The following is a 20,658-nucleotide window of genomic DNA, read 5'->3' on the forward strand; positions in this document are numbered from 1 at the left end:
AGGGGAGAAGGTTAGTACGCGGCGTCCGCGGCGCGGCCGGCCACCACCGGATGGAGTACACCGTCGAGGCGTCCGCCCGGCCGGCGCCCTACGGTGAGTACCGAGCCGGTCACGGCTCGGTCACCGGGCCGGACCACGGTCCCGGCCCGTCCTCACAAGGCTCCCCCGCTCCGGTGCGGGCGTCGCCCGCGCCGGCCTTCTGGCAAAGGACCCTTTTCGTGCACATATCCAGCCTTCGGCGTGGCGGCGTCCTGCTGCTCGCCCTGGGGGCGTTCGTCTGCGCGCCCACCGCCGCGGCCGTCGCCGTCACCGCTCCCTCCCCCTCCTCCACCGCACGCGCCCAGGGCTGTCCGGCCGGGTCGACGGCCGCCTCGCAGGCCGCCCGCGCGTTCGGCGACAGCCTGGCGAAGCTGCAGGGCAAGCAGTTGGAGGTCGCCTTCCTCGCCGGGATCGTGCGGCAGCACCAGGCGGCCGTCGAAATGGCGCAGCGGGAGCTCCAGCGCGGCACCGACCGCGACCTGCGCGCCCGCGCGCAGGACATCGTCTCCGGGCAGAAGAGCCAGATGGAGCAGTTCACCCGCTGGCTGAGCCAGTGGTACGGGATGACGCCCGACCAGGCGATGGCGCGACTGCCCGCCGAGGTCCGTCAACAGGTGCAGGGCCTGGCGGACGAGGCCCGGCGCACACTCGGCATGCTGGACCGCACGGGTCAGGGTCCCGGCTTCGACACCATGTTCGCCTGCATGATGGTGCCGCAGCACAGCTCGGGCGTACTGGAGTTCCTCCAGACCCAGGCCCGCGCGGACCACGCCGAACTGCGGACGGCCGCCGCCACCGGGACGATGACCCAGATGAAGCAGATCACCGACTTCCTCGCCTGGCTGTCGGGCCGGGCCGGGAGCCTGGACGTCCGGCCGAGCGTCCAGGCCACGAGCACGCGACCGGGCGCCGTGCCCGAGGGCGCGGCCGACACCGGTGACGGCGCCACCCAGGGGTCCACCGCACCGCTGATCGCGGCCGGGTGCGCGCTGGCCGCCGCCGGCACGGGCGTGGGAGCCGTGGTGCTCCGGCGTCGGCGCGGTGCCGGAGAGCGCTGAGGGCGACCGGGACCCGGCCAGGGGTGACGCCCTGCTGCTGTGGCCGGCCGCCACCGCGCTGGTCGCGGGACTGGCGACGGCCGTCTACGGGGTGGCGTCGATGCCCGATCCCCCGCCGCAACCGGCCGCGGCCGCCGCCTCCCCCACGGCCGTCCCCTCCGAGGCGGCGTCACCGGTGCCGGTGCTGGGCTTCTCCCCGCCGGTCGCGATCGCCGTGCCCCGCCTGGGCATCAGGGCGGACGTGATACGCCTCGGACTGGACGAGGACGGTTCCGTCGCGGTGCCCCGCCCGGAACAGGCGCGGCTCGCCGGCTGGTACGAGCACAGTCCCGCACCGGGGCAGCGCGGGGCGACGGTCGTCCTCGGCCATGTGGACTCCGCGCGGCTGCCGGGCGGCAAGGCGGTGTTCTACCGGCTGGGCTCCCTGCGTCCCGGGGACCGGGTGGACATCCGGCGCGCCGACGGCGTTACCGCCTCCTTCGCCGTCGACCGGGTCACCACGGTGTCCAAGGACCGCTTCCCGACCGAGGCCGTCTACGGGCCCGCCACCACCCCGCAGTTGCGGCTGATCACCTGCGGCGGCGCCTACACCGCGGGCCGCGGATACACCGGGAACGTCATCGTGTTCGGCCACTACACCGGCGCCCGCTCCGGTTGAACCGGCCCCGTGCGCGCGGCGTGCCGGGGGGCGGCCGCCGGGTCACGGGCGCAGCAGCGCGGCCGGCTCCCGCTGGTGCGGCCCGTCGGCGCACGGCGGTGTTCCCGGGCGGACCGGGCCTGGCCGCCGGGCCGGTCGACCGGCGTCCGGGGCACGATCGCCCGGCCGGTCAACCGGTGGGCGGGGCCGAGGCGTCGAGGGCGGTGTCCCAGGTGAGGGAGGCCGTGCCGGCCGCATGCGCGACGACGAAGCCCGTGGGGGACGCGGCGAGCGCGCACACGGCCGCGGGCAGGTGGTACGCCGCGGGCAGCCGCGTACCGTCGAGCAGGTCCCAGGCGCGGACCCGGCAGTCGGCGCCGCCGCCGAGGACCACGGTCCGGCCGTCCGGCAGCCGGGCCGTCGTCAGAGCGGTCACCGGCCTTTCCGTGGCGTCCAGTGGGCGCGTGGGCGCGGTACGGCCGAGGTCCCACAGCCGCGTCTCGCCGGTGGCCTCGGCGGTGACGGCGACCGTGCGTCCGCCGGGCAGGGCGGCGGTGGCGATCGCGTCGACGCGGCCGGCCGACCGGGTCAGCACGGCGATCTCCTCCCCGCCGCGCGCGTCCCACATCAGCAGAGTGCCTGCGTCGTCGCCGCTGACGACGGCGCCCGGTGTGCCGGGGACGGCGGCGAGGGCGAGGATCCGGGCGCCGTCGTGCCCGGCGAAGGCTGTCACGCGCCGCCCCGTCGCGGGGTCCCACACCGTCGCCGTGCCCTCGTCGCCGCCGGCGACGACGACCGCGCGCCCGTCGTCGGCGCAGCCGGTCGTCATGGCCCGCACGCGTCCGGTCCCGCAGTCCCACGACCGCAGCAGCGATCCGCCGGCCGGGTCCCACACCCGCAGCAGGCCGTCCCGGCTGCCCGTGACCACGACCGGGCCGTGCCGCGGCAGTACGGCGGTGGTCACGGCCCGTGCCAGCAACGGCCGACCGTCGTCCCGCAGTCGGCGCAGTATCCGGCCGCCGGCGAGGTCGCGCACCTCGGCCGTCCGCTCGCCGCCTACGGCCACGAGCAGCGCGCCCCCGCCGTGCGGCACACCCCCGCCGTGCGGCGCCCCCTCGACGTGCGGGGCACCCTCGACTCGCGGCCCTACGCCGGGAAACGCGCCTCCGCCGTGCGGCACGGTGACGGCGACGGCGGTGACCGGTTCGGCGGGGCCGGCGCCCGGCGCGTCCGGTTCGGGCGCCGTGACGTCCCACACCACGGCCCGTCCGTCGGCGCCTCCGCTGACCGCCACCACCCGCTCGCCGATCCGGCCCACGTCCACGTCGTGCACCCCGTCGGCATGGGCGGCGAACCCATGGGTGTGCCGCCCGGTGCCCAGGTCCCACACGGCGACCCGGCCGTCGGCGCACCCCGTGACCGCCACGCCGTCCCCCGCGCCCTCGCCCAGGACCGCACACGTGATCACCCCGTGCTGTTCGTGCAGGTCGTGGAGGAGGTCGCCGGTGTCGAGGTCCCACACCAGCACCCGGCCCGAGCGGTCCCCGCTGACCGCCAGGCACCGGCCGCCGACCGTGCCGGCGGCCACCGCGGTCACCCACTCCCCGTGCCTCCGCAGGGTGTGCGCCACCGACCCGTCGGCCAGGTTCCACACGAGTACGGCGGCGTCCCGGCCGCCGGTCACGGCCACGGCGGCGCCGTCGCCGCGGCGGGCGGTGGCGACGGCGCGTACGAAGTCCCGGTGCGGGCCGAGGCCGCGCAGCCGCCGGCCGGTGCGCAGGTCCCACACCATGGCCTCGTACTCGTCGCCCGCGGCCACCGCCACCGCCTGGCCGCCGGGCAGTTCGGCCGCGGTCAGGGCCCGTACGACGACGATGGGGCCGTCCTCCTCGTGCACGAGCCTCCCCGTCTCCAGGTCCCAGAAGCGGAACTCCTTGTCCTTCCCGGCCGTGACGGCCCGCGCGCCGTCCCGCAGGGCGAGCGCGGCGAGCAGGCCGACCGGTCGTCCCCCGGGGGCCGCCAGGGAGCGCACCAGGGCGCCGGTGCGCAGGTCGTGCACGAGGAGTCCGCCGTCGTCGCCGCCGGAGACCAGTACGTGCCGGCCGTCGGACAGCCGGGTCGGCGCCAGCGCGCGGGCGGGGCCACCGGACAGCACGGGCAGGGGACGGCCGCGCAGCGCGTCCCAGCGACGCAGCCGGCCGTCGTCGCCGACGGTGACGACGAGGTCCGCTCCGTCGCCGCCCTCGCACGTGCGGGCCAGGGTCACCCGTGTGACGTGTTCGCCGTGCGGTCCCAGCGTGTGCAGCCGTGCCGGCGACGCCGTCCGGCTGACCGCCCACCGCGGCCGGGCGAGCGCCGCGGGCGGGGCGGCGAGGGCTTCGGCGAGGGCGGGGCGGCGCCACACCGACGCGTCCAGGTCCAGCAGGTCCCGTCGTACGGCCAGGTCGTGGCGGCGCGGGTCGTGGGCGGTGCTGTGCCGGTAGACGTCGGCGTGCGACCGGGCCAGGGGGCCGCGCGCGCGGTGCAGGTGCGGCGTGAGCCGGTCCGGGTCGGCGTGCAGCAGGTAGCGCGGGTCGGCGAGCAGCCCCTCCAGCTCTCGCGGGCCGGCCTCGGCCGCGTGGTCGGCGAGGTGGCGCAGCAGGTAGGGGTCCGTGTCCGCCCAGAAGCGGGCCGCGTCGCCGGCCGGTGTACGCGCCAGCAGGGCCCGCAGGACGACGCCGGCGTCCGCCCGTGGCGCCAGGTGTTCGGCCAGGGAGCGGTGGAAGAAGCGGTAGAGCCGGCGGTCGCCGTCGGCGGTGACGCGCAGATAGAAGCGGCCGCGTTCCAGCGACCGCCGGGTGTCCTCGGGCCGGGGCGGCGGGTTCCGGGCCGCCCCGGGGGCCAGGGCGAGCGCCACCGCGTGGATCGTCTCCAGCGGCATGCCGGGGCCGGCCGCGCGTCCGACCGCGGTCAGCACGGGGCCGGTCCAGGGGTCCCCGGCCAGCAGTGTCCGCAGGTTCAGGTCGAACATGCCGGGCAGGTCGCTCGGCAGGTCGCTCAGGATCCGCGCCGCGGAGGGCGGGGCGCCGGCGGCGGCCAGGGCGCGCACGTGGGAGCCGTGCAGGAAGGCGGTCAGGAACGCGCCGTGCCGCGGGGGGTCCTGCGGGGTGTGCGCCAGGCGGTGCCCGAGGGTCTCGGCGACCTCGTACGCGTACTCCGGGCCCAGCATGCGGTCCAGGTAGGCGGCCAGGTCGCGGGCGAGGACGTCCCGGTCCTCCCGGTCGAGGTCGATGCGGTCCCGCGGCCGGCCGGAGAGGGCGGCGTGCAGGGCGGGCAGGGTGTCCGGCCACAGGCGGGTGCCGATCAGGACGCGGCAGCCGGGCGCCGGGTCCCGCGGGGCGTGGCCCGCCAGCGGCAGCAGGACCTCCCGCAGCAGTTCCTCGGGGTCGGCGGCCTCGTCCAGGGCGTCCACGGCGACCGTCACCGGCGGGCGTGCGCCGAGGGCCTCCAGCAGGCGGGCGGCGGTGACGGCGGTCCGCCGTTCGCCGGGCGCGGCCGCGGGGGCCTCGCCGTGCGCCTGCCGGTACAGGGAGGCGGCGACCTGCTGAGTGGTCAGGCCGCTGGCGTGCACGGCGACGAACCCCGGGTCGGCGCGGGGCCGGAAGCCGTCGACGGCCATCTCGGTCCGCAGCGCGGCGAACTGGGGATGGACCGTGCACACCGCCGCCCCGAGCAGCGCGGACTTCCCGGCGCCGGGACTGCCGGTCACCACCAGCAGCCGGCCCTGCTCGCCGTCGGGGTCGTCGAGCCATCGCCGCAGGTGTTCCAACTGCCGTGCGCGGCCACGGAAGAAGGACGGTCCCGCGTGGCCGGTCCCGGTCGCCCGGGTGACGAAGTGGAACGCGTCCAGGCGGGGGTCGAGGGCCGCGGCGAAGTCCAGCAGTCCGGTGTCGTAGACGGCCCACAGCCGCTCGGCGCGAGTGGCCCCGTGCCAGGGGTTGGGCAGGATCGGCGCCGGGGCCGGCGCGGCCTCGTCGTGCGGGGTGCGTACGACGTCCTGCTTGGGCTCGCCCTGTGCGCGGTCCGCCCGGGCGAGCGCCGTGTCGATCTCCTTGGCGAGCAGTTCCACCGGGACGTGCTCGAACTCCGGCGGGACGACCAGGCGGCGCCGGGCGAGGCGGTCGAGGACGGTGGCGGTCGCCGTGCTGAAGCGGGCGCCGTAGGTGATCGCGTCGGCGCCGCAGGCCGCGACGACCCAGGTCCTGCGGTCGGTCACGCCGCTCAGCCGGGCGGCGAGCTGCCGGCCCAGCGCGGCCCCCGCGTGGCACACGTCCAGCAGGAACAGCACGGGCCCGCCGTCGCCCTGGCGGACGTCCTTGAGCAGCGCCTCCACCTCGACGGCCGTGTCGCGGATCCGGCTCCTGACCGTGCTGGTGCCGGACACGGCGAGGTAGAGGTCGGTGTCGACCAGGAGGCCGTGGCCGCAGAAGTGGACGACGAGGGGGTCGTGGCCGGCCCGCTCGCGTGCGGTGCGCCACGCCGTCTCCCACTCCAGGCGGGTGGGATCGGCCAGCACGGGCGCGACCTCGGCCCCGACGGCGGCCAGTGCCCGCGCCATCCCGGCGACGGCTTCCGTCACCTTGGGCAGGCGGCGCAGCGGCACCGCGCCCGAGGCCCGTTCCTCTTCCGTCATGGAGCGCGCCGGGAAGTTCCCGGCGCCCGCCACCAGCGCGTGCAACGTCACCTGCCGGGCTCCTCCGCGCGTTCGGGGTCAGGAGAGATGGGGTGCGAGCGCGGCCGCCACGAGTCCTTCGGAGAGGTAGCCGCCGAGGGTGTGCGGGTCGAACAGGCCGATGTCGGTGGTGTCGTGCAGGTCGACGGGGAAGGCTCCGCCCAGGCGCGGCGGGATGGCCACCAGGTCGCCGACGTCGGCGATGTTCACCCAGTGCCGTACGCCGGGCGGCCGGGCTCCGCGTCCGTCCACGGGCTCCGGGTCCAGTTTGCGCAGCATCGCGGGCAGGCCGAGCGGCGAGCCGAGGGTGAGCAGCAGGTCCAGCTCGATGTCCCGGTGGGCGTGCAGTGTCTCGTAGGCCACGACGCTGCCCAGCGAGTGGGCCACCACCACGCGGGCGCCGCTGTCCCGGATCGCCGTGGCGACGGTCTCCCGGACCCGTGCGCGGCGGCCCGGACGGGAGGTGTAGGCGTCCAGGTCGCGGATGGTGGCGACCACCAGCCGCGACAGCAGTTCCGTCAGTCTCTGCCGGGCGCCGGGTGGGGCGCCGGGGGCGCGCTGCGTCACCAGCCGCCCGAGCGTCCATCGCACCGGGGCCAGGAACGCGGCCTGGGAGTCGTCCGGTTCCGTCGCGCCGGCCGCGTGCAGCCATTCCAGCGCCTCGGCCACCTGATCGGGCGTCAGGTCGTCCAGGCTGTCGCCCTCGGCCGACTGCGGGTCCTCGGGTACGTATCCGTCGGCGAGCTGGTGTGCGTAGTAGGCCATGACCAGGGGCGGTACGGCGATGTGCGGCAGGTGTGCGGCGTCCAGACCGGCGCGCAGCCGGCCCGCCGCCTCCGCGGCCTTCTCCCGCGCGACGTCCTGCGGGGGCATCCCCGGTTCCTCGTTCCAGATACCGTGCACCAGCACCACGGCGCCCATCCCCACCACCCCCATGGCCGAGCCGATGTGCGGGTCACTTACCCGGTCCGCGCCCACCCGACGCACGGGTGGTCACCTGTGACGCCGCCTCACACGTGGCACGCCGCCCCGCGTCCGAGCCAGGATATGACCGACGTGGCGTCAGCACACCTGTGGATCGTCAGGGTTGTGAGCGCTCGCTCCACCGTCCCCGGTGTTCCTCGGCCTGCCGGTCCGCCTCGCGTACGGCGCTCGCCGGCAGCGGCTGCTCGCCCAGCCGTGCCAGGGCGCGGGCCGTCCCGGTGACGAACCGGCGGCCGGCCGGTGTCAGCCGGTCGTCGCTCCCGGCGAGGATGGCCCCGGCCGTCCCGGCCGCCGCCGCCCGCCACCGCGCGCACCGCACCTGGGCCCGGTGACGCTCCAGCGGATCGGACTCCGCGGCCGCCTCGACGGCCCAGAACCGGGCCACGGCCAGGAAGGCGTACGTGCCGTGCAGGAGGCCGGGCAGCGGCCTGGGATCCTCGCGCCAGGGCGCGTAGTGCAGCGGCTCCTCGTCCATGGGCCCGATGGGGGCCAGCAGGTCGACCAGGTGCGTCACGGCCAGCAGCTTGCTGTGCTGCATCTCGTGCACCAGCGTCTCGGCGAAGGCGCGCGGGCCGGCCGGGCGGCTCAGGGCCACGCCGCCGAACATCTCCGCGGAACTGCCGCTGTGGTGCGCGGTGTCGCCGTCGTCCCGCGTCACCGGCGTCAGCGCCCGCAGCCCTGCCGCCACCTCACCGGCGTACTCGGCGTGCCGGGCGCGCAGCAGCCGCAGGGCGGCGCCGGCCTCCGCCCGCCAGGACCGCAGTTCGGCGCCGGTGAGCCGGGCCGGAGCCGCTTGGGCCGTGGTCACGGCGTCGGCGTCGTCCAGCACCGCACCCCCGTCGGTCACCGCGCGCAGCGGCCACCAGCCGGGGTGCTCGCGTCCCAGTCGGGCGGGCGGCGGCAGCGGCGCCCGGGTGCCGTCGTCGCACTCCAGCAGCCCGCCGCGCAGCCGTACGACGGTGTTCGGCGCGGCGCCGGGCAGGGGCACCGCCCCCACCCCGGGCAGGACCGCTCCCGGTCCCGCGGCCGACAGGGTGAGCGAGGCCCGCACCCCGGCGGCGACGGCGGCGGCCGCGGCGACGGACGCCAGCGGCAGGGGCTCCGCGCCGACCGGCCCGTCCAGGGCACGCCAGGTGATCACCAGCCGTGGCCCGACCGAGGGGTGGGCGAGCACCCGCCGGGTCGCCGCGGGCGCGGCGCGCCGGGCCCGGGCGAGGACGTCGAAGAGGCGCCGCACCCGGGTCTCCGTGGCCCCGCCGTGCTCCCGCGCCCGGTCCAGCACGGCCCGCAGGAGCAGCAGGCGCCTGCCGTACTCGGCGTCCGAGAGCAGGCCGACCGCCGGCGCGCCGCCCCCGCCCTGGGCCAGCGCCTGGAAGACCGGGCCGCTCAGACGGTAGGCGCGCAGGGTCACGGGCACGCCTCCCGCACCGCCGCCCGGCGGCGCAGCCGCGCGGTGTCCGCCGACACCCTGCGGTGCACGTGCCGGATGAGACCGGCCAGGTCGGGGCAGTAGACGCTGGGGTTGCGGAACCCGCTGCCGTCGGCGCGGTAGCGGTGGACGTAGTGGCCGCCGCCGCACACCGGGAGCAGCGGACACGCCCGGCATGCGGCGGCCAGCGCCGCCGCGCCCGACTGGCGCACCCTGACGTCGGGGTGGCCGAGCGCCCGGTCGAAGGAGTCCCGGGCGACGTGCAGGCCCGTCCGGGTGGCGCCGGAGCGTGCCACCCGCAGGGTGTCGTCGAGGGCTATGGAGCCGTCGGTCTCCACGACGACGTAGCGGACCGGTTCCAGGCCCAGTCCCTCGGTGCGGGAGCGCCCGCCGAGCACCAGCGAGACCACGTTGTGCAGCACCCTGACATCCGTCTCGCGCACCGGGGCCGCGTACCAGTGGTCGAACACCGCGGCCAGCCAGTCGCCGTACGGCGTGTCGGGCCGGCCGGCGACACGGCCCGGCGGGGGCGCGGCCCAGGTGCCCAGCGGGAGCAGGAAGTCGATCATCGGGGGCCGGTAGCGCAGCAGTTCCTCGTAGGTGCCGCGCGGGTCGTTGCGCAGGTCGACGGTGCACAGCAGTCCGGCGAACAGGCGCCGGTGGGGGCCCTCGGCCAGCCGTTGGACGGCGGCGGCGACCCGCCGGTGGCTGCCCCTGCCGCCGGGCCGGGTGCGGTGCCGGTCCTGGGCGGTGCGGTCGCCGTCCAGGCTCACCCCTATCCGCACGCCCAGTTCGCCCAGCGTGTCGAGCCACGCCTCGTCCAGGCGCAGCGCGTTGGTCTGCACACAGGTGTCGACCCGCACCCCGGGACCCACTGCGCGGGCGATCTCCGTCACCGCCAGGCGCAGCAGCCGTGGTCCGGCCAGCAACGGCTCGCCGCCGTGCAGGACCACGGTCACCGCGCGCAGGCGGTGCGCCCGGACGTGCTCGGCGATCCGGCGCGCCGTCCAGGCGATCACCGCCGGCGACATCGACCGGGGCTGGTGCCGCCAGCTCTGGTCGGCCGCCCGGTACATGTAGCAGTAGTCGCACGCCAGATCGCAGCGGCTGTGGAACTTGAGGACGAAGGTGTGGAACGGGAATTCCTCCGCACTGTGGGGGGAAGGGGGCTCGCCGCTTTGTGAGGGAACGGTCGTCCGTCCGTACCACTCACCTGTTTCAGCGCCCATGGATCTCCCGTGTGCGAACGTATTCGCGTCCCGCCCGGGGCCCCGGACGGCCGTGTGGCGCGCCGCCGTCACTGGGCGCTCCAGGCGCCGCCCTTGCCGGTAGACTCAGAAGTGTGGCAGCAAGTCGGTTGTTTGGCAGCCGGGTTCACCGGCCAAACCACAACTGTCCGGCACTCCTCCACACCGTGGCGGATTCTCGACAGAAACGGGATGACGGGGCTCCGTATGGATGATCAGACCGAAGCGCGGAACGTCGTGGAATCGCCATTGGTCGACCTGTCCGAATTTCCCTTTGAGGAAATCGCCGCGCTGCCGGAATCCGCGCTGGTTCTCGCCCTGCGCCGGGTGCGGGACGACGCCGCCCGTCCCGAGGCCCTGTTCCACACCAACTACACCCAGCAGCCCGATCCCCCGGCCCTGCCCGAGGCCGACTAGCGGCAGCGGACGCACCCACCCCGAAGCGAAGTGGAGCCGAGATGTCCGAGGCGGACGGCCGGAACCAGCGCCCCCGCGTGACGGTGTTCTGTTCCACGGCGGAGAACATCGGCCAGACCACGACCCTGCTCAACACCGCCGTCCTGCTGGCTCGTTCCGGCCGCCGCGTGCTGGTGCTCGACGCCCGCAACGCGGACGCCCGCACCCGGTACTACGTCCGGTCCGTCACCCCGGGCCCGGCCCTGCTCGCCGACAGCGAGGGCGGCCCGACGGTGGAGGAGTGGAGTCCCGCCGGCGCCGTGCGGCCCATCGGCATCGTCACCCTCAAGGGCCACGACGCGCTGACCGCGCTGCCCGCGCCCCGGAGCCCGGTGTTCGGGGCCTACGACGACATTCTGGTCGACGCCCCGCTGATCCGCACCGACCAGCAGGCCGCCGACCTGGCCCGGCTGCCGTCCGTACTGGTGATGTGCTTCACCGCGGCGTCCTCCTTCATCGAGTCCGCCGTCGCCCTGGCGGAGCGGCTGCGCGGACACGCCGACCGGCCCTTCGACGTGCTGGCGCTCGCCCTGCAGACGGATGCCGCCCACGAGGACCAGCTGCGCCTGGCCCGTGACCGGGCCCGCGAGCGCTTCGCCCCGCTCGGCGGCGACCGGGCCGCGCGCTATCTGGAGATCCCCTACCACGCGCTGTCGGAGCGCAGCCCCCGCCTGGGCATGGAGCTGGAGCCCGGCAACGGCTTCGCCGAACGGGTCCGCCCCGCGCTGGAGCGGCTGGTGGCCGCCCTGTCCCGGCCCCGTTTCACCCGGCCCGCCAGGGCCCTGCTGGTCTGCGCCCCCCGGCACGCGGTGTGGGCGGAGTGGATCGAGGACCGGCTGCGCGGCTCCGGGACCGAGGTCGTACGCCGCTCCTACGGAGACTGGGCCCCCGAGCCGCCCGGCGAGGACGAGGTGCTGCTGCTCCTGCCGCCCGCGGCTCCCGGCCCCGAGGACCGGCAGGCGCTGCGGGCCCTGTCCGACCCCGGCGTCCGCATGGTGCTGGTCGACGACGAGGCGCTGCCCCGCGAGTTCGCCCACCACCAGCGCGTCGATCTGCGCCGGCTCCCCGAACAGCGCGCCGCCGAACGGCTGCTGCGCGGCCTGGACCTGCCCGCCGGCAACGCCCGGCCGTCCCGCGGGCGCCGCTTCCCGAGCCTGCCCAACAGCACCAACCTCGTCGCCCGCAACGTCGCCTTCGTCGGCCGGGACGCGCTCCTCGGCGAGGTCCGCTCGGCCGTCGCCGAGCTGGCCCGCGAGCACCGCCCCTGTCTGGTCCTGGGCACGCCGGGGATCGGCAAGAGCGAACTGCTGCTGGAGTTCTGCCACCGCTTCGGCGGCTCCTACGACGTGGTGTGGTGGCTGACCGCCGACGACCGGGGCGAGGTCCTCTCCGGTCTCACCGCGCTCGGCAACGCCCTGGGCGAGCCCTCCGTGCAGGACGCCGCCGCTCATGTGCGGGGGCTGCGCTCGCGCGCCGACGCGCTGGGCGAGCGGTGGCTGCTGGTGTGCGACGAGGTCGACGAGCCGGTGACGGCCGAGGAGGTGGCCCGGCTGCTGCCGGAGCCGTCCGAACACTGCCATGTGCTGATCGGCGCCCGCGGCACCGCCGAGGAGGCCGCCCGCAGCGCCGTCGAGGTGCCGCCGTTCACGCGGGCCGAGAGCGAGGCGCTGGTCACCACCATGGTGCCGGGTCTGACCCCGCTGTCCGCGCGGACCGTCGCGCAGCGGGTCGGCCCGCTGCCGCTGGCCCTGTGGCTGGCCGCCTGCTGGCTGGGCGTGGCCGCCGAGCGGGCCCAGGCCGCGAACCAGTCCGGCGCGCCCGCGCTGCTCGGCGCCGTCGACGAGTTCAGCCGGACCTTCGACCAGCGCCGTCAGGCGCACGGCGCGGGACCGATGTCCAGCGTCGAGGTCCTGCTTCACCTGGCCCGCGCCTCCCTGCTGAAGACCCCGGCGGCCGAGGCGTGGGGCCGGGAGCCGGTGGGCAGCCGGGCGCTGCTGTGGCTGCTGGAGTCGTGCGCCCTGCTCGCCGGGGCGGGCACGGACCTGCGCCTGCTGCACTCCCGGCAGCTGGCCACGGCGCTGGCCCGCGGCGGAGCGGATCCCTCCGACGGGGATCCCGGCGGCCCGGCCGTGCCCGTCCGGTCGGGCGACCAGCTGCTGATCGACGCCTCGCTGTGGGCGATGAACCGCCACGGCCTGCTGGACTTCGACTTCGCCCGCCCCGACCAGCCCGTCCGTCAGCACCGCGTGCTGCGCGACCTCGTCGTCGCGGGCATGGACGCGGCGGACCGGGACGGCCGGGAGGCGGAGCTGCGGGCCGCGATCGGAGAGACCCTGCTGGTGACCGACCGGGACCGGCCGACGCCCGCCCCGCAGACGATCGTCCGCCGCGGCCGGCAGATCGACGCGCTCCGGCTCTGGGCGGACAGCCGCCCCGAGGTCCGCCAGGCCCTTCTGAGTCATCTGTCGGACCTGATCGTCAGTCAGGAGAAGCAGCACCTCCAGGACGCCCGGCGGCTGGCCGAACTCGCCGAGCCGTACTGGGAGCCCGACTCGTTCGAAGGGCTGCGGCTGCGCTCCATGCTGTCGCAGACCCTGCGCCACCTCCAGGTGTACGGCCTGTCCGCGCGGATGGCCCGCAGCGTTCTGCAGAGCTACCGCACCCGCCTCGGCCTCGGCCACCCCCGCGCTCTGCTGATGGCCGACGGCTACGCCGCGAACCTGCGCACCTTCGGCCGCTTCGGCGACGCCCTGGACGAGGGCCTGCACGCCGCGCGCACCATGACCAGGCTGCTCGGGCCGCGGCACTGGACCACCGAGCAGATGCGCCGCAACCTGGCCTGGCGCTACGCCGTGCTCGGCAACTGCGCCGAGGGCCTGCGCATCCTGCGTCTGCTCTACGACCACCGCCGCGCCGTCGGCGGCGACGAGGATCCGGTGGTCGAGGGCCTGGTCCCCGAACTGGCCGAGATGCACCGGCTGCTGGGCCAGAACATCGAGTCGTACCAGCTGCTCAAGCGGGCCGGCGTGCTGGGCGGCGCGCGCCCCGGGATCAGACGGGTGCCGCTCGTCGTGCAGGCCGAGAACGGGCTGGCGGTCAGCGAGCGCCGGCTCGGCGACCACGAGCGCGCCCAGGAACGCGATCTGCGCACGCTCGACATGGCCGCCGCCATGCTGGGCGAGCGCAGCATCACCACCCTGCGCTGCCGGTTCAGTCTCGCGGCCGACCACCATGTGCTCGGCGACCACGACAGCGCCGTCGCCGAGTCGGAGCGCTGCCTGGAGGGTCTGGAGACGTCGCTGGGCCGCGAGCACCCGTTCTCCGACCTGTGCCGGGTGCGTCTGGGCGTCCATCTGCGGGGCGCCGGCCGGCTGGACGAGGCCCGGGACGTCGGCCGGGCCGCGCAGGAGAACCTGCGGCGGCGGCTCAGCGACCACCACCCCTGGGTGCTGGCGGCCGCCGCGTCCGTCGCGAACACCCTGGTGGAGCTCGGCGAGCTGGACGAGGCGGTGCGCCTGGAGGAGTTCGCCCGGCTGGGGTACGACAGGACGGGCTTCGCACGGCACCCGGACCGGGCCGCCGTGGCGGACAATCTCGCCGTGACCCGCGCCCGGCGGCTCGGGGCCCCGCCCACCGGCGAGGAACCCCGCCGGCGCACGGACATCGACCTCGAACTGCCCGATCTGTGAAGCGGTCCGCGGCGCACCGGTGCGCCGGGGACCGGAAGGAGCGTGCAAGCGGATGAAGCGGGACGCCGACGGGGCGGTGAGCGATCCGAAGGCCCTGGTCGCCCCCCACGCCGAACGGGGCTACGACCATCTGATCGAGGCCTGCCGCACGACGGCCGCGGCCTGCCCGGAGGTCCGGTCCCTGACCCATCTCACCCTCAACACCGTCGACTTCTGCGTGCGGGCCGCCGCGGCGGCGCCCTTCGAGGACGCCCTGCCCTGGGAGGACGAGGTGGAGGTGGAGGGGCGGCCAGCGCGGCGGCTGGTGCGCTGGGTGACGGAGATGGACGCCGCGATGCGGCCCCTGAACACCGGCGAGCTGATGCGGGTCCTCGCGGTCACCCGCTCCGCCGGGGCGCAGTGCTCCCGGCTGCGGGACGGGCAGTACGTCGTCGGCATCAGCGCGACGGGCCCGGGCAGCGACGCCGTGGACGGCGCCGTCAGCACGATGGTCACCGGTCTGCGGACCGACCACTACCAGCAGGGCGACGAGTTGCCGGGCGGCGAGCCGGGCCGGCGCAAGCGCGCACTGGACGGGCACGTCCCGCTGGTGATGCACGTCCTGACGCCCGACAGGGACGAGGAGAGCCGGCTGCGCGGCATCTGGCAGCGCCATGTGAACCCCTACGACCTGCAGTACGCCGGCTACTACCGCCGCCGGTCCGCGGTCTGCGTCGGGGACGCCTTCGAGCACGGGGAGCTGGCCGACACCTTCCTCGTCGTTCCCGTGCAGACCCGGCGCGCGCTCTACCGGGACCTCGTCTTCCGGCTCGGCTCGGCGCTCGTCGACCTGGCGGACATCCTGCGGCCCCTGACCGGTGACCCGTTGGAGCGGCTCGTCCTCGACGTGCAGGAGGGAGCCGTGTACGTGCACTGGCTGGATCCCGCCGCCGGCGACTTCGTGGTGGGCGTCACGGTGCGGCAGAAGGAGGTCGCGGTGGCCGAGGAACGGCTCACCGACCTCGTCGCCGAGCTCCGTCCGTACGCGCGCTGACCTCGTCCCGCAGCGAGCGCCACACCTTGTCGGCCAGGTCGGTGAGCACCTCCTCCACCCCGCCGCCGGGCCCGGCGTCCGGGCCCGGCCCGCCGGTGTCGACCCGGGGCAGGACCTCCACCGAGATCTCGAAGCTGCGGCAGACGGTGAACAGGTCCTGGCCGCTGCGGCCGTCGGCGCCGCCGCTCTCCCACCAGTGGGTGATCGCCTCCCGGAACGCCTCCACCAGCCGACGGGCGTACAGCAGGGCGCCCATGGCCTGCAGCGCCGCCTGCTCGGTGGTGGCCCGGCGCGGCACCGACGCGCCCGCGCCCCCGGCGCGGGACCCGGCCGGCCCCAGCCGCGGCCGGGGGCCGACCCCCTCCTCCAGCAGCCGGTCGAGCGCGGCCTGGGCCTGCCGGAAGGGCTCCCGGACGGGCGGCGGCACCCGCGGGTCGGCCGTCTGCGGCCCGGGCGGCTGGGCGGGCAGCCGCGGATGGTTCACCGCGTGGTCGACGGCGTCGATCCGGTCCACGAGCATGGCCTGCTGCGTCGTGATCGTCTCCAGCTGGTCCCGTACCTCCCCCAGCACCGCGTTGCGCCGGTTGGCCCGCAGCCGCTCGATGAGGCTGCGGACGCCGTTGAGCAGCATGGACTCGAACCGGGGATCGTCGAACACCAGCGGCGCCGTGCCGCAGTGCTCGGCGACGCGGTTGCGCATCTCCCGGCAGGCGTGGCCGTTGACGACGACCAGCACCTCGACGTTCTCGGGCGCCAGGACGGAGCGCACCCGGTCGACGAACCGCTGGATGCCGCCGACGTCGCCCTGCGACAGCACCGAGGGCACCGGAAGCAGCGCGATCCACGCCGTCCGGGTCACCTGGACCCAGCGCGGCTCGCCGCCCTCCCTCGGCGCGGACAGGCCCCGGACGGAGACCGGCGGCATGTGGTGCCACCACTGCCGGGGTGCGAGGACGTGCTGGAGCCGGTGGGCGACCTCGGCCATGTTCCGCTTGCCGTGCGCGGAGCGCAGGGCCGTGTGCACGTCGGTCAGGCCGATCTCCTGCGGCGGCGGGCCGCCGAGCGGCTGCCGGTCGTCGGCGGCGTCCGCCTGGCGGGCCGCCGCGCGGTCCCAGGCGCCCTCGCAGATCTGGAGGATCTGGCGCGGCACCCCGTCGGACTGCAGGACGATCTCCCTGAGCGCGGGTTCGGCGAACGGCGCGCCGTCCGCGGCGGACGGCGGCTCGTCCCCCGGGCGGCGGACGCGGTGGACGTGCTCGGCGATCAGCCGGTTGGTCTCGGCGGGCCCCCAGCTGTCCAGCCACAGCGGCAGCACGCGTTCGTGCAGCGACAGGGGCAGCCGGCCCCACAGTTCCGGGCGGACGCAGAACAGCAGCAGGCCGCCCTGGTTCACATAGCGCTCCACCAGCATCTCGAACGCGTTGATGAACACGGCCCGGTCCTGCTCCGGCCACTCGGTGGTCTTGTCCAGTTCGTCCAGGACCAGTGCGTAGGGCCGGCCGCTCTTGCCGTAGACGAGACTGAAGACGGCGAGCGCGTCGAAGACCTGCTGGATGCTGCGGATCGGCTCGCGGATGCCGCGCTCCTGGAGGTAGGCCACGGGTTCGCCGCCCGACAGCCAGTTCCAGACGTCGTTCTCGAAGGGCCTGTTGAACAGCTGGGCGAGCGCGATGGCGAACGTGCGGTGGGCGGTGACGCCCCGCAGGTGCCGCCGCAGCCGGTGCTGGATCTGCTCCTCGTCCAGGTTGAAGGCCTGGACGATCTTCTGCGGGTCGAGCCGCCGTGCCCGCAGCCCGTCCAGGAACGCGTCACGGTCGGCGCCGAACCGGCCGGTCTCGTCGTCGCGCAGGATCTCCGCGGTGACGTCGGCGTAGAAGTCGGTGATGGCCTGCTTGAAGTCCACGAAGGCGTCGAAGTCGTCGCGCGGGCTGGTCAGGCGCTCCTGGTAGACGGTCCGCATGTCGATGGAGGGCTGGCTGATCACCCACAGGGGCAGGGGCGGCGTGTGCTGCCTGAGCAGCCGGGTGGCCTCCCGGGCCAGATGGCTCTTGCCGAGTCCGAACTCGCCGACCAGGGCGATGGCGCGCCCGCGCGTCTCGGGCTCGCCCCGGTGTCCGAGGTAGGCCTCGATGTGTTCGGTGAGCCAGGCGCTGGTGCGTCCCGGGATGTGCACGCCGGCGCCGGCCGGTCCGGCGCCGATCTGGATGCTGTCGTCGAACGCCTCCAGCTGGGCGACGGTGCTGTTGCGGAAGGGGTTCCTGGGCGCGGCGCCCTCAGGGGGGCGTGCGGGCGGGGAGGTCATCGCGACTCCTGTCCGTGACGAGGGGTGCCCGGCTCGCGCAGGAAGGCCGCCGGTGTGGGCCGGTGCGCCTCGAACCAGTCGGCCACATGGCTCTTGCGCAGTTGGCCCTCGTCGTTGAGCACCGCCTCCTGGGAGACCTGACGAAGGCAGTCCTGAAGCCTGGAGATACTGAGGAGCGCCCAGGGGTCGGGCTGGTACTCGAGCACGTCGTCATGGATGACGATCTTGGGGGCCGGTATGTCCCGGACCTCCATCCAGTGCCGCAGGTACTTGCCCCAGTCCTGCGGTCCGAGGGCCGAGGTCTGCAGGTGGGTGATGCCCGAGCGCTCCTTCTGCGTGAAGAAGGTCTCGATGTCGCGTCCGACGTCCGTACGCTTCGTCTCCACGAAGAACACCACCCCGCGCGTGGACCGGTCGTAGCAGAACCGCAGGAACCGCCGGGCGATGTCGGCGTCCTGCCAGTCGATGTGCGGCACGATCACCACGAGGGCGCGGCCCTGTGCCTCCAGCGTGGCCGTCAGTTCCCGCCAGGCCAGGTACGGGTCGGGTTCCTGCGGCCGTGCCCCGCTCAGCCAGGCGGCGGCGAACTCCCGGTCCGCGCACAGCTTCTCGACGATCAGCCGGGCGATGCGGTGCACCGTCATGTCGTACTGCGGGACGAAGGGCTTGGCCCCCGGCGGCGAGCCGAGACCGCGGCCCTCGTTGCCGTGGCCGTCGACCGTGACGACGTGCACCGACCTCGCCGGCCTGCGGCGGCTCCACGGCCGCTCCGGTTCGGCGGGCGCGGAGGCCTCCTGCGGCGGCGCCCCGGCCGGCTCGTCGAGGTCGTCGAGCCACTGGACGAGTTCGTGGACGCAGCGGTGCAGCAGGCTGCTCTTGCCGGTGCCGGGCAGGCCGCTCACCACGACCAGGTGCCCGTGACCGTCCTCGCCGGGCCTTATGGCTCGGGCCACGGCCCCCACCTCGTTCCGGAAAGTGAGCAGAGCGTTCGGCAGATGGTCGATGTCGACCCAGAGGTCCTCGTGACCGGTGATGTGCCAGGGCGCCAGCGGCTCGTACGTGGGCCAGGGGGCATGGCCGTCTTCGGGAGGCGTGCCGAAGAGAGAGCAGTTGGCGTTGGGCATGCGCGTTCCCCCGTGTCCGTGCTCCGGGCCGCCTGAGGACGCGGGCCGCCCGATGGCGTTCTCGGTGCGTGGTGCGGGACGCGCGGTGCCGGCCGGCCGGTGCCCCGTACCGGGGGCGTCGCGGCGCGGCGCGGCCCGCGTGCGTCCCCTTCTCGCGCGGGCGTACGCCGCCCGCGGCGCTGAGTGGCTGTGTCACGAGTCTCCCCTGCCGGTCGGGCCTCCGTGAAGAACGTGTTCGATGGTGGGTCGGCCGGCGGAGCCGCCCGCCGGACCCGGCCGGGGATCTCGTCAGGGCGATCCCCGCTCCCGCGGTCCGGTACTCATCCCGCCCGGATCCGGCTGCGGTCCTTGACGCGCCGCCTGATCCCGTGGGGGCGGTGTTCGGGCGGGGGCAGGGGGCGGGCGGGACCGGCGCTCCGGGGGTGGCCCCGGGAGCCGGCCGCAGCCCATCGCCGGGCGTCGGCGCGGGCCAGGCGGAAGCCGTAGTGCAAGAGGTTGACGGTCACGATCGCCGGGCCGACGACGCCGACCGTCCCCGGGAACGCCGGCTCCAGGGAGAGCGCCAGCAGGATGGCGGTGATGCCGTTCTGCTGTCCGAGGCCGAGGTGGGCGCGGTCCGCTCGGGTCAGCGCGGGCCGTACCAGCAGCCGACCGATCAGCAGGGTGACCAGGAACTGCGCGGCGAACGCGGTGACGCCCAGCACCACGCCCTGGCAGAGGGACACGCCGCCGGAGAGCAGTACGCCGAGGGCGGCCGAGGCCAGCAGGAACGCGACGGCCACGGCGCCCCGCAGGACGCCGGCGAACCGGCCCAGACGGACGGCCAGTCCGGCCAGCGCGACCGCGAGGACAAGGGTGGTGCGCGCGGCCACCGCCAGGAGCGCCACGACGAGGACCAGCGCCGCCACGTCCAGGAACAGCGGCCTGTCGTGCGCGGGCCGCGCCCGGTCCGGGCCCGCGGACGGCGCGGCCGGTCGCCGCGGGGTCCCGCCCGCGGCGCGCGACCGGAGCAGGTACGCCAGCCGGATCAGCCACCACAGGGCCAGCGCGGCCGTGAACAGCGCGATGTTGGACAGCAGGCCGCCGAAGACGCCCGCGGAGTCCGAGACCAGCGAGCCGGTGGCCGGGCCTAAGTCGCCGAGGCGCAGGGCCAGCGCGGAGAAGTACACGGTGAGCAGGACCGTCATGGGGTCGTCGAAGGACGCCCAGATCGACAGGATCGCCTTGGCGCGCGGGGTGACGCGCGGGTCGTCCTGCATGGCGGCGACGGACAGCGGGTCGATCTGGGCCACCGCGATGCCCAGGACAAGGTACTCGGGCCTGCGGAAGGCGAGCACCATCACCGACGCGATGAGCGCGGCCTTGAGGAGCACGCCGGCGGTCACGGCCACCAGCACGACCCGTAACGACCTGCTGACCTCGGCCGGTTCGATGTCGTGGGTGCTGCCGTACAGGCCGATGCCCAGCAGCAGGGCGGCGGCGTAGCCGTAACCGGGCGTGTCGAGGAGGGAGCCGGCCGGCCAGAACGCCCCGGCGACGAGGCCGCCGACGAGGGCGGCGCAGACGGCGATGACCAGGTACGGCACGGCGAGGCGGCGTGTGTGCCCGCTCAGCAGGTTCACTCCCAAGGCCCGCGCTCCGTTCGGCCTCGTGACGACGGGTCCGGTCGCGCGGCGGGAGGACGGTCGTGGCCGGGATCGTCGTCGCGGCGGCGCGAGGGGCCCATCATGCCGTACGCACGGGTCCCACTCGCCACATACGAGTCAACACGCAACACCCACTCACCCCCCGGAGCGGCTGCCCGACAAGGCGCACCTGACTTCAGGGTATCGGGGCGGTCACCGCCCGCACAGGGCGCTCGGGCATCTCGGGGTCCTTTCCGGACGGCGGCGGGCGACGGCCGGTGCGCCCCCGGCCGCCGGGAGCCACCCCGAGGGCCGGGAGCGCCC

General features: G+C 75.6%; 12 protein-coding genes. 5 read left to right on the forward strand and 7 right to left on the reverse strand.

The annotated features are described in order from the left end of the window. Positions 1–218: 218 nt before the first annotated feature. Both ACH5A8_RS14980 and ACH5A8_RS14985 read left to right on the forward strand, forming a co-directional pair. Positions 219–1,097 (forward strand): DUF305 domain-containing protein, encoded by an 879-nt coding sequence (locus tag ACH5A8_RS14980; protein WP_399001842.1) that lies wholly within the window; start codon positions 219–221, stop codon positions 1,095–1,097. After that, on the forward strand, positions 1,081–1,755 hold the full coding sequence (locus tag ACH5A8_RS14985) for a class F sortase (protein ID WP_399001844.1): 675 nt from the start codon (positions 1,081–1,083) through the stop codon (positions 1,753–1,755). The genes ACH5A8_RS14980 and ACH5A8_RS14985 overlap by 17 nt, the downstream gene beginning before the upstream one ends. A gap of 169 nt (positions 1,756–1,924) precedes the next feature. On the opposite strand, the gene ACH5A8_RS14990 is transcribed toward ACH5A8_RS14985, so the two are convergent. The 4 genes from ACH5A8_RS14990 to ACH5A8_RS15005 all read right to left on the reverse strand — a co-directional run bounded on the left by ACH5A8_RS14990 (position 1,925) and on the right by ACH5A8_RS15005 (position 10,087). After that, a complete protein-coding gene (locus ACH5A8_RS14990; protein WP_399001846.1) occupies positions 1,925–6,457 on the reverse strand; it encodes an AAA family ATPase in 4,533 nt (1,510 codons plus the stop codon). A gap of 27 nt (positions 6,458–6,484) precedes the next feature. Continuing rightward, entirely contained in the window at positions 6,485–7,432 is a 948-nt protein-coding gene (locus tag ACH5A8_RS14995) for a hypothetical protein (protein ID WP_399001848.1), read from the reverse strand. Positions 7,433–7,526: 94 nt separating this feature from the next. Further along, on the reverse strand, positions 7,527–8,846 hold the full coding sequence (locus ACH5A8_RS15000) for an aKG-HExxH-type peptide beta-hydroxylase (RefSeq protein ID WP_399001850.1): 1,320 nt from the start codon (positions 8,844–8,846) through the stop codon (positions 7,527–7,529). Further along, on the reverse strand, positions 8,837–10,087 hold the full coding sequence (locus tag ACH5A8_RS15005) for an FxsB family cyclophane-forming radical SAM/SPASM peptide maturase (RefSeq protein WP_399001852.1): 1,251 nt from the start codon (positions 10,085–10,087) through the stop codon (positions 8,837–8,839). Before ACH5A8_RS15005 ends, ACH5A8_RS15000 begins: the two co-directional genes overlap by 10 nt. A gap of 225 nt (positions 10,088–10,312) precedes the next feature. Here ACH5A8_RS15005 and ACH5A8_RS15010 point away from each other — a divergent pair, with 225 nt between their 5' ends. Genes ACH5A8_RS15010 through ACH5A8_RS15020 form a run of 3 tightly spaced genes read left to right on the forward strand, consistent with a single transcriptional unit; the run spans position 10,313 to position 15,283 of the window. Continuing rightward, positions 10,313–10,522 (forward strand): hypothetical protein, encoded by a 210-nt coding sequence (locus ACH5A8_RS15010; RefSeq protein WP_399001854.1) that lies wholly within the window; start codon positions 10,313–10,315, stop codon positions 10,520–10,522. A 41-nt stretch (positions 10,523–10,563) separates the two neighbouring features. Further along, positions 10,564–14,250, forward strand: coding sequence for an FxSxx-COOH system tetratricopeptide repeat protein (gene fxsT, locus ACH5A8_RS15015; RefSeq protein ID WP_399001856.1), 3,687 nt, complete (start codon positions 10,564–10,566; stop codon positions 14,248–14,250). A gap of 52 nt (positions 14,251–14,302) precedes the next feature. Then, positions 14,303–15,283 carry a hypothetical protein gene (locus ACH5A8_RS15020; protein ID WP_399001858.1) on the forward strand — a complete coding sequence of 327 codons (981 nt, stop codon included), beginning with the start codon at positions 14,303–14,305 and terminating at the stop codon, positions 15,281–15,283. On the opposite strand, the gene ACH5A8_RS15025 is transcribed toward ACH5A8_RS15020, so the two are convergent. The 3 genes from ACH5A8_RS15025 to ACH5A8_RS15035 all read right to left on the reverse strand — a co-directional run bounded on the left by ACH5A8_RS15025 (position 15,243) and on the right by ACH5A8_RS15035 (position 20,337). Then, a complete protein-coding gene (locus tag ACH5A8_RS15025) occupies positions 15,243–17,585 on the reverse strand; it encodes a hypothetical protein (protein WP_399001860.1) in 2,343 nt (780 codons plus the stop codon). The genes ACH5A8_RS15020 and ACH5A8_RS15025 overlap by 41 nt on opposite strands. Then, entirely contained in the window at positions 17,582–18,709 is a 1,128-nt protein-coding gene (locus ACH5A8_RS15030) for an ATP-binding protein (protein ID WP_399001862.1), read from the reverse strand. The genes ACH5A8_RS15025 and ACH5A8_RS15030 overlap by 4 nt, the downstream gene beginning before the upstream one ends. Positions 18,710–19,029: 320 nt before the next feature. Further along, entirely contained in the window at positions 19,030–20,337 is a 1,308-nt protein-coding gene (locus ACH5A8_RS15035) for a hypothetical protein (RefSeq protein ID WP_399001864.1), read from the reverse strand. Positions 20,338–20,658 lie beyond the last annotated feature (321 nt).

Source organism: Streptomyces sp. NPDC018610, from assembly GCF_044391765.1.
In the GTDB taxonomy this organism is placed as follows: Bacteria; Actinomycetota; Actinomycetes; order Streptomycetales; family Streptomycetaceae; genus Streptomyces.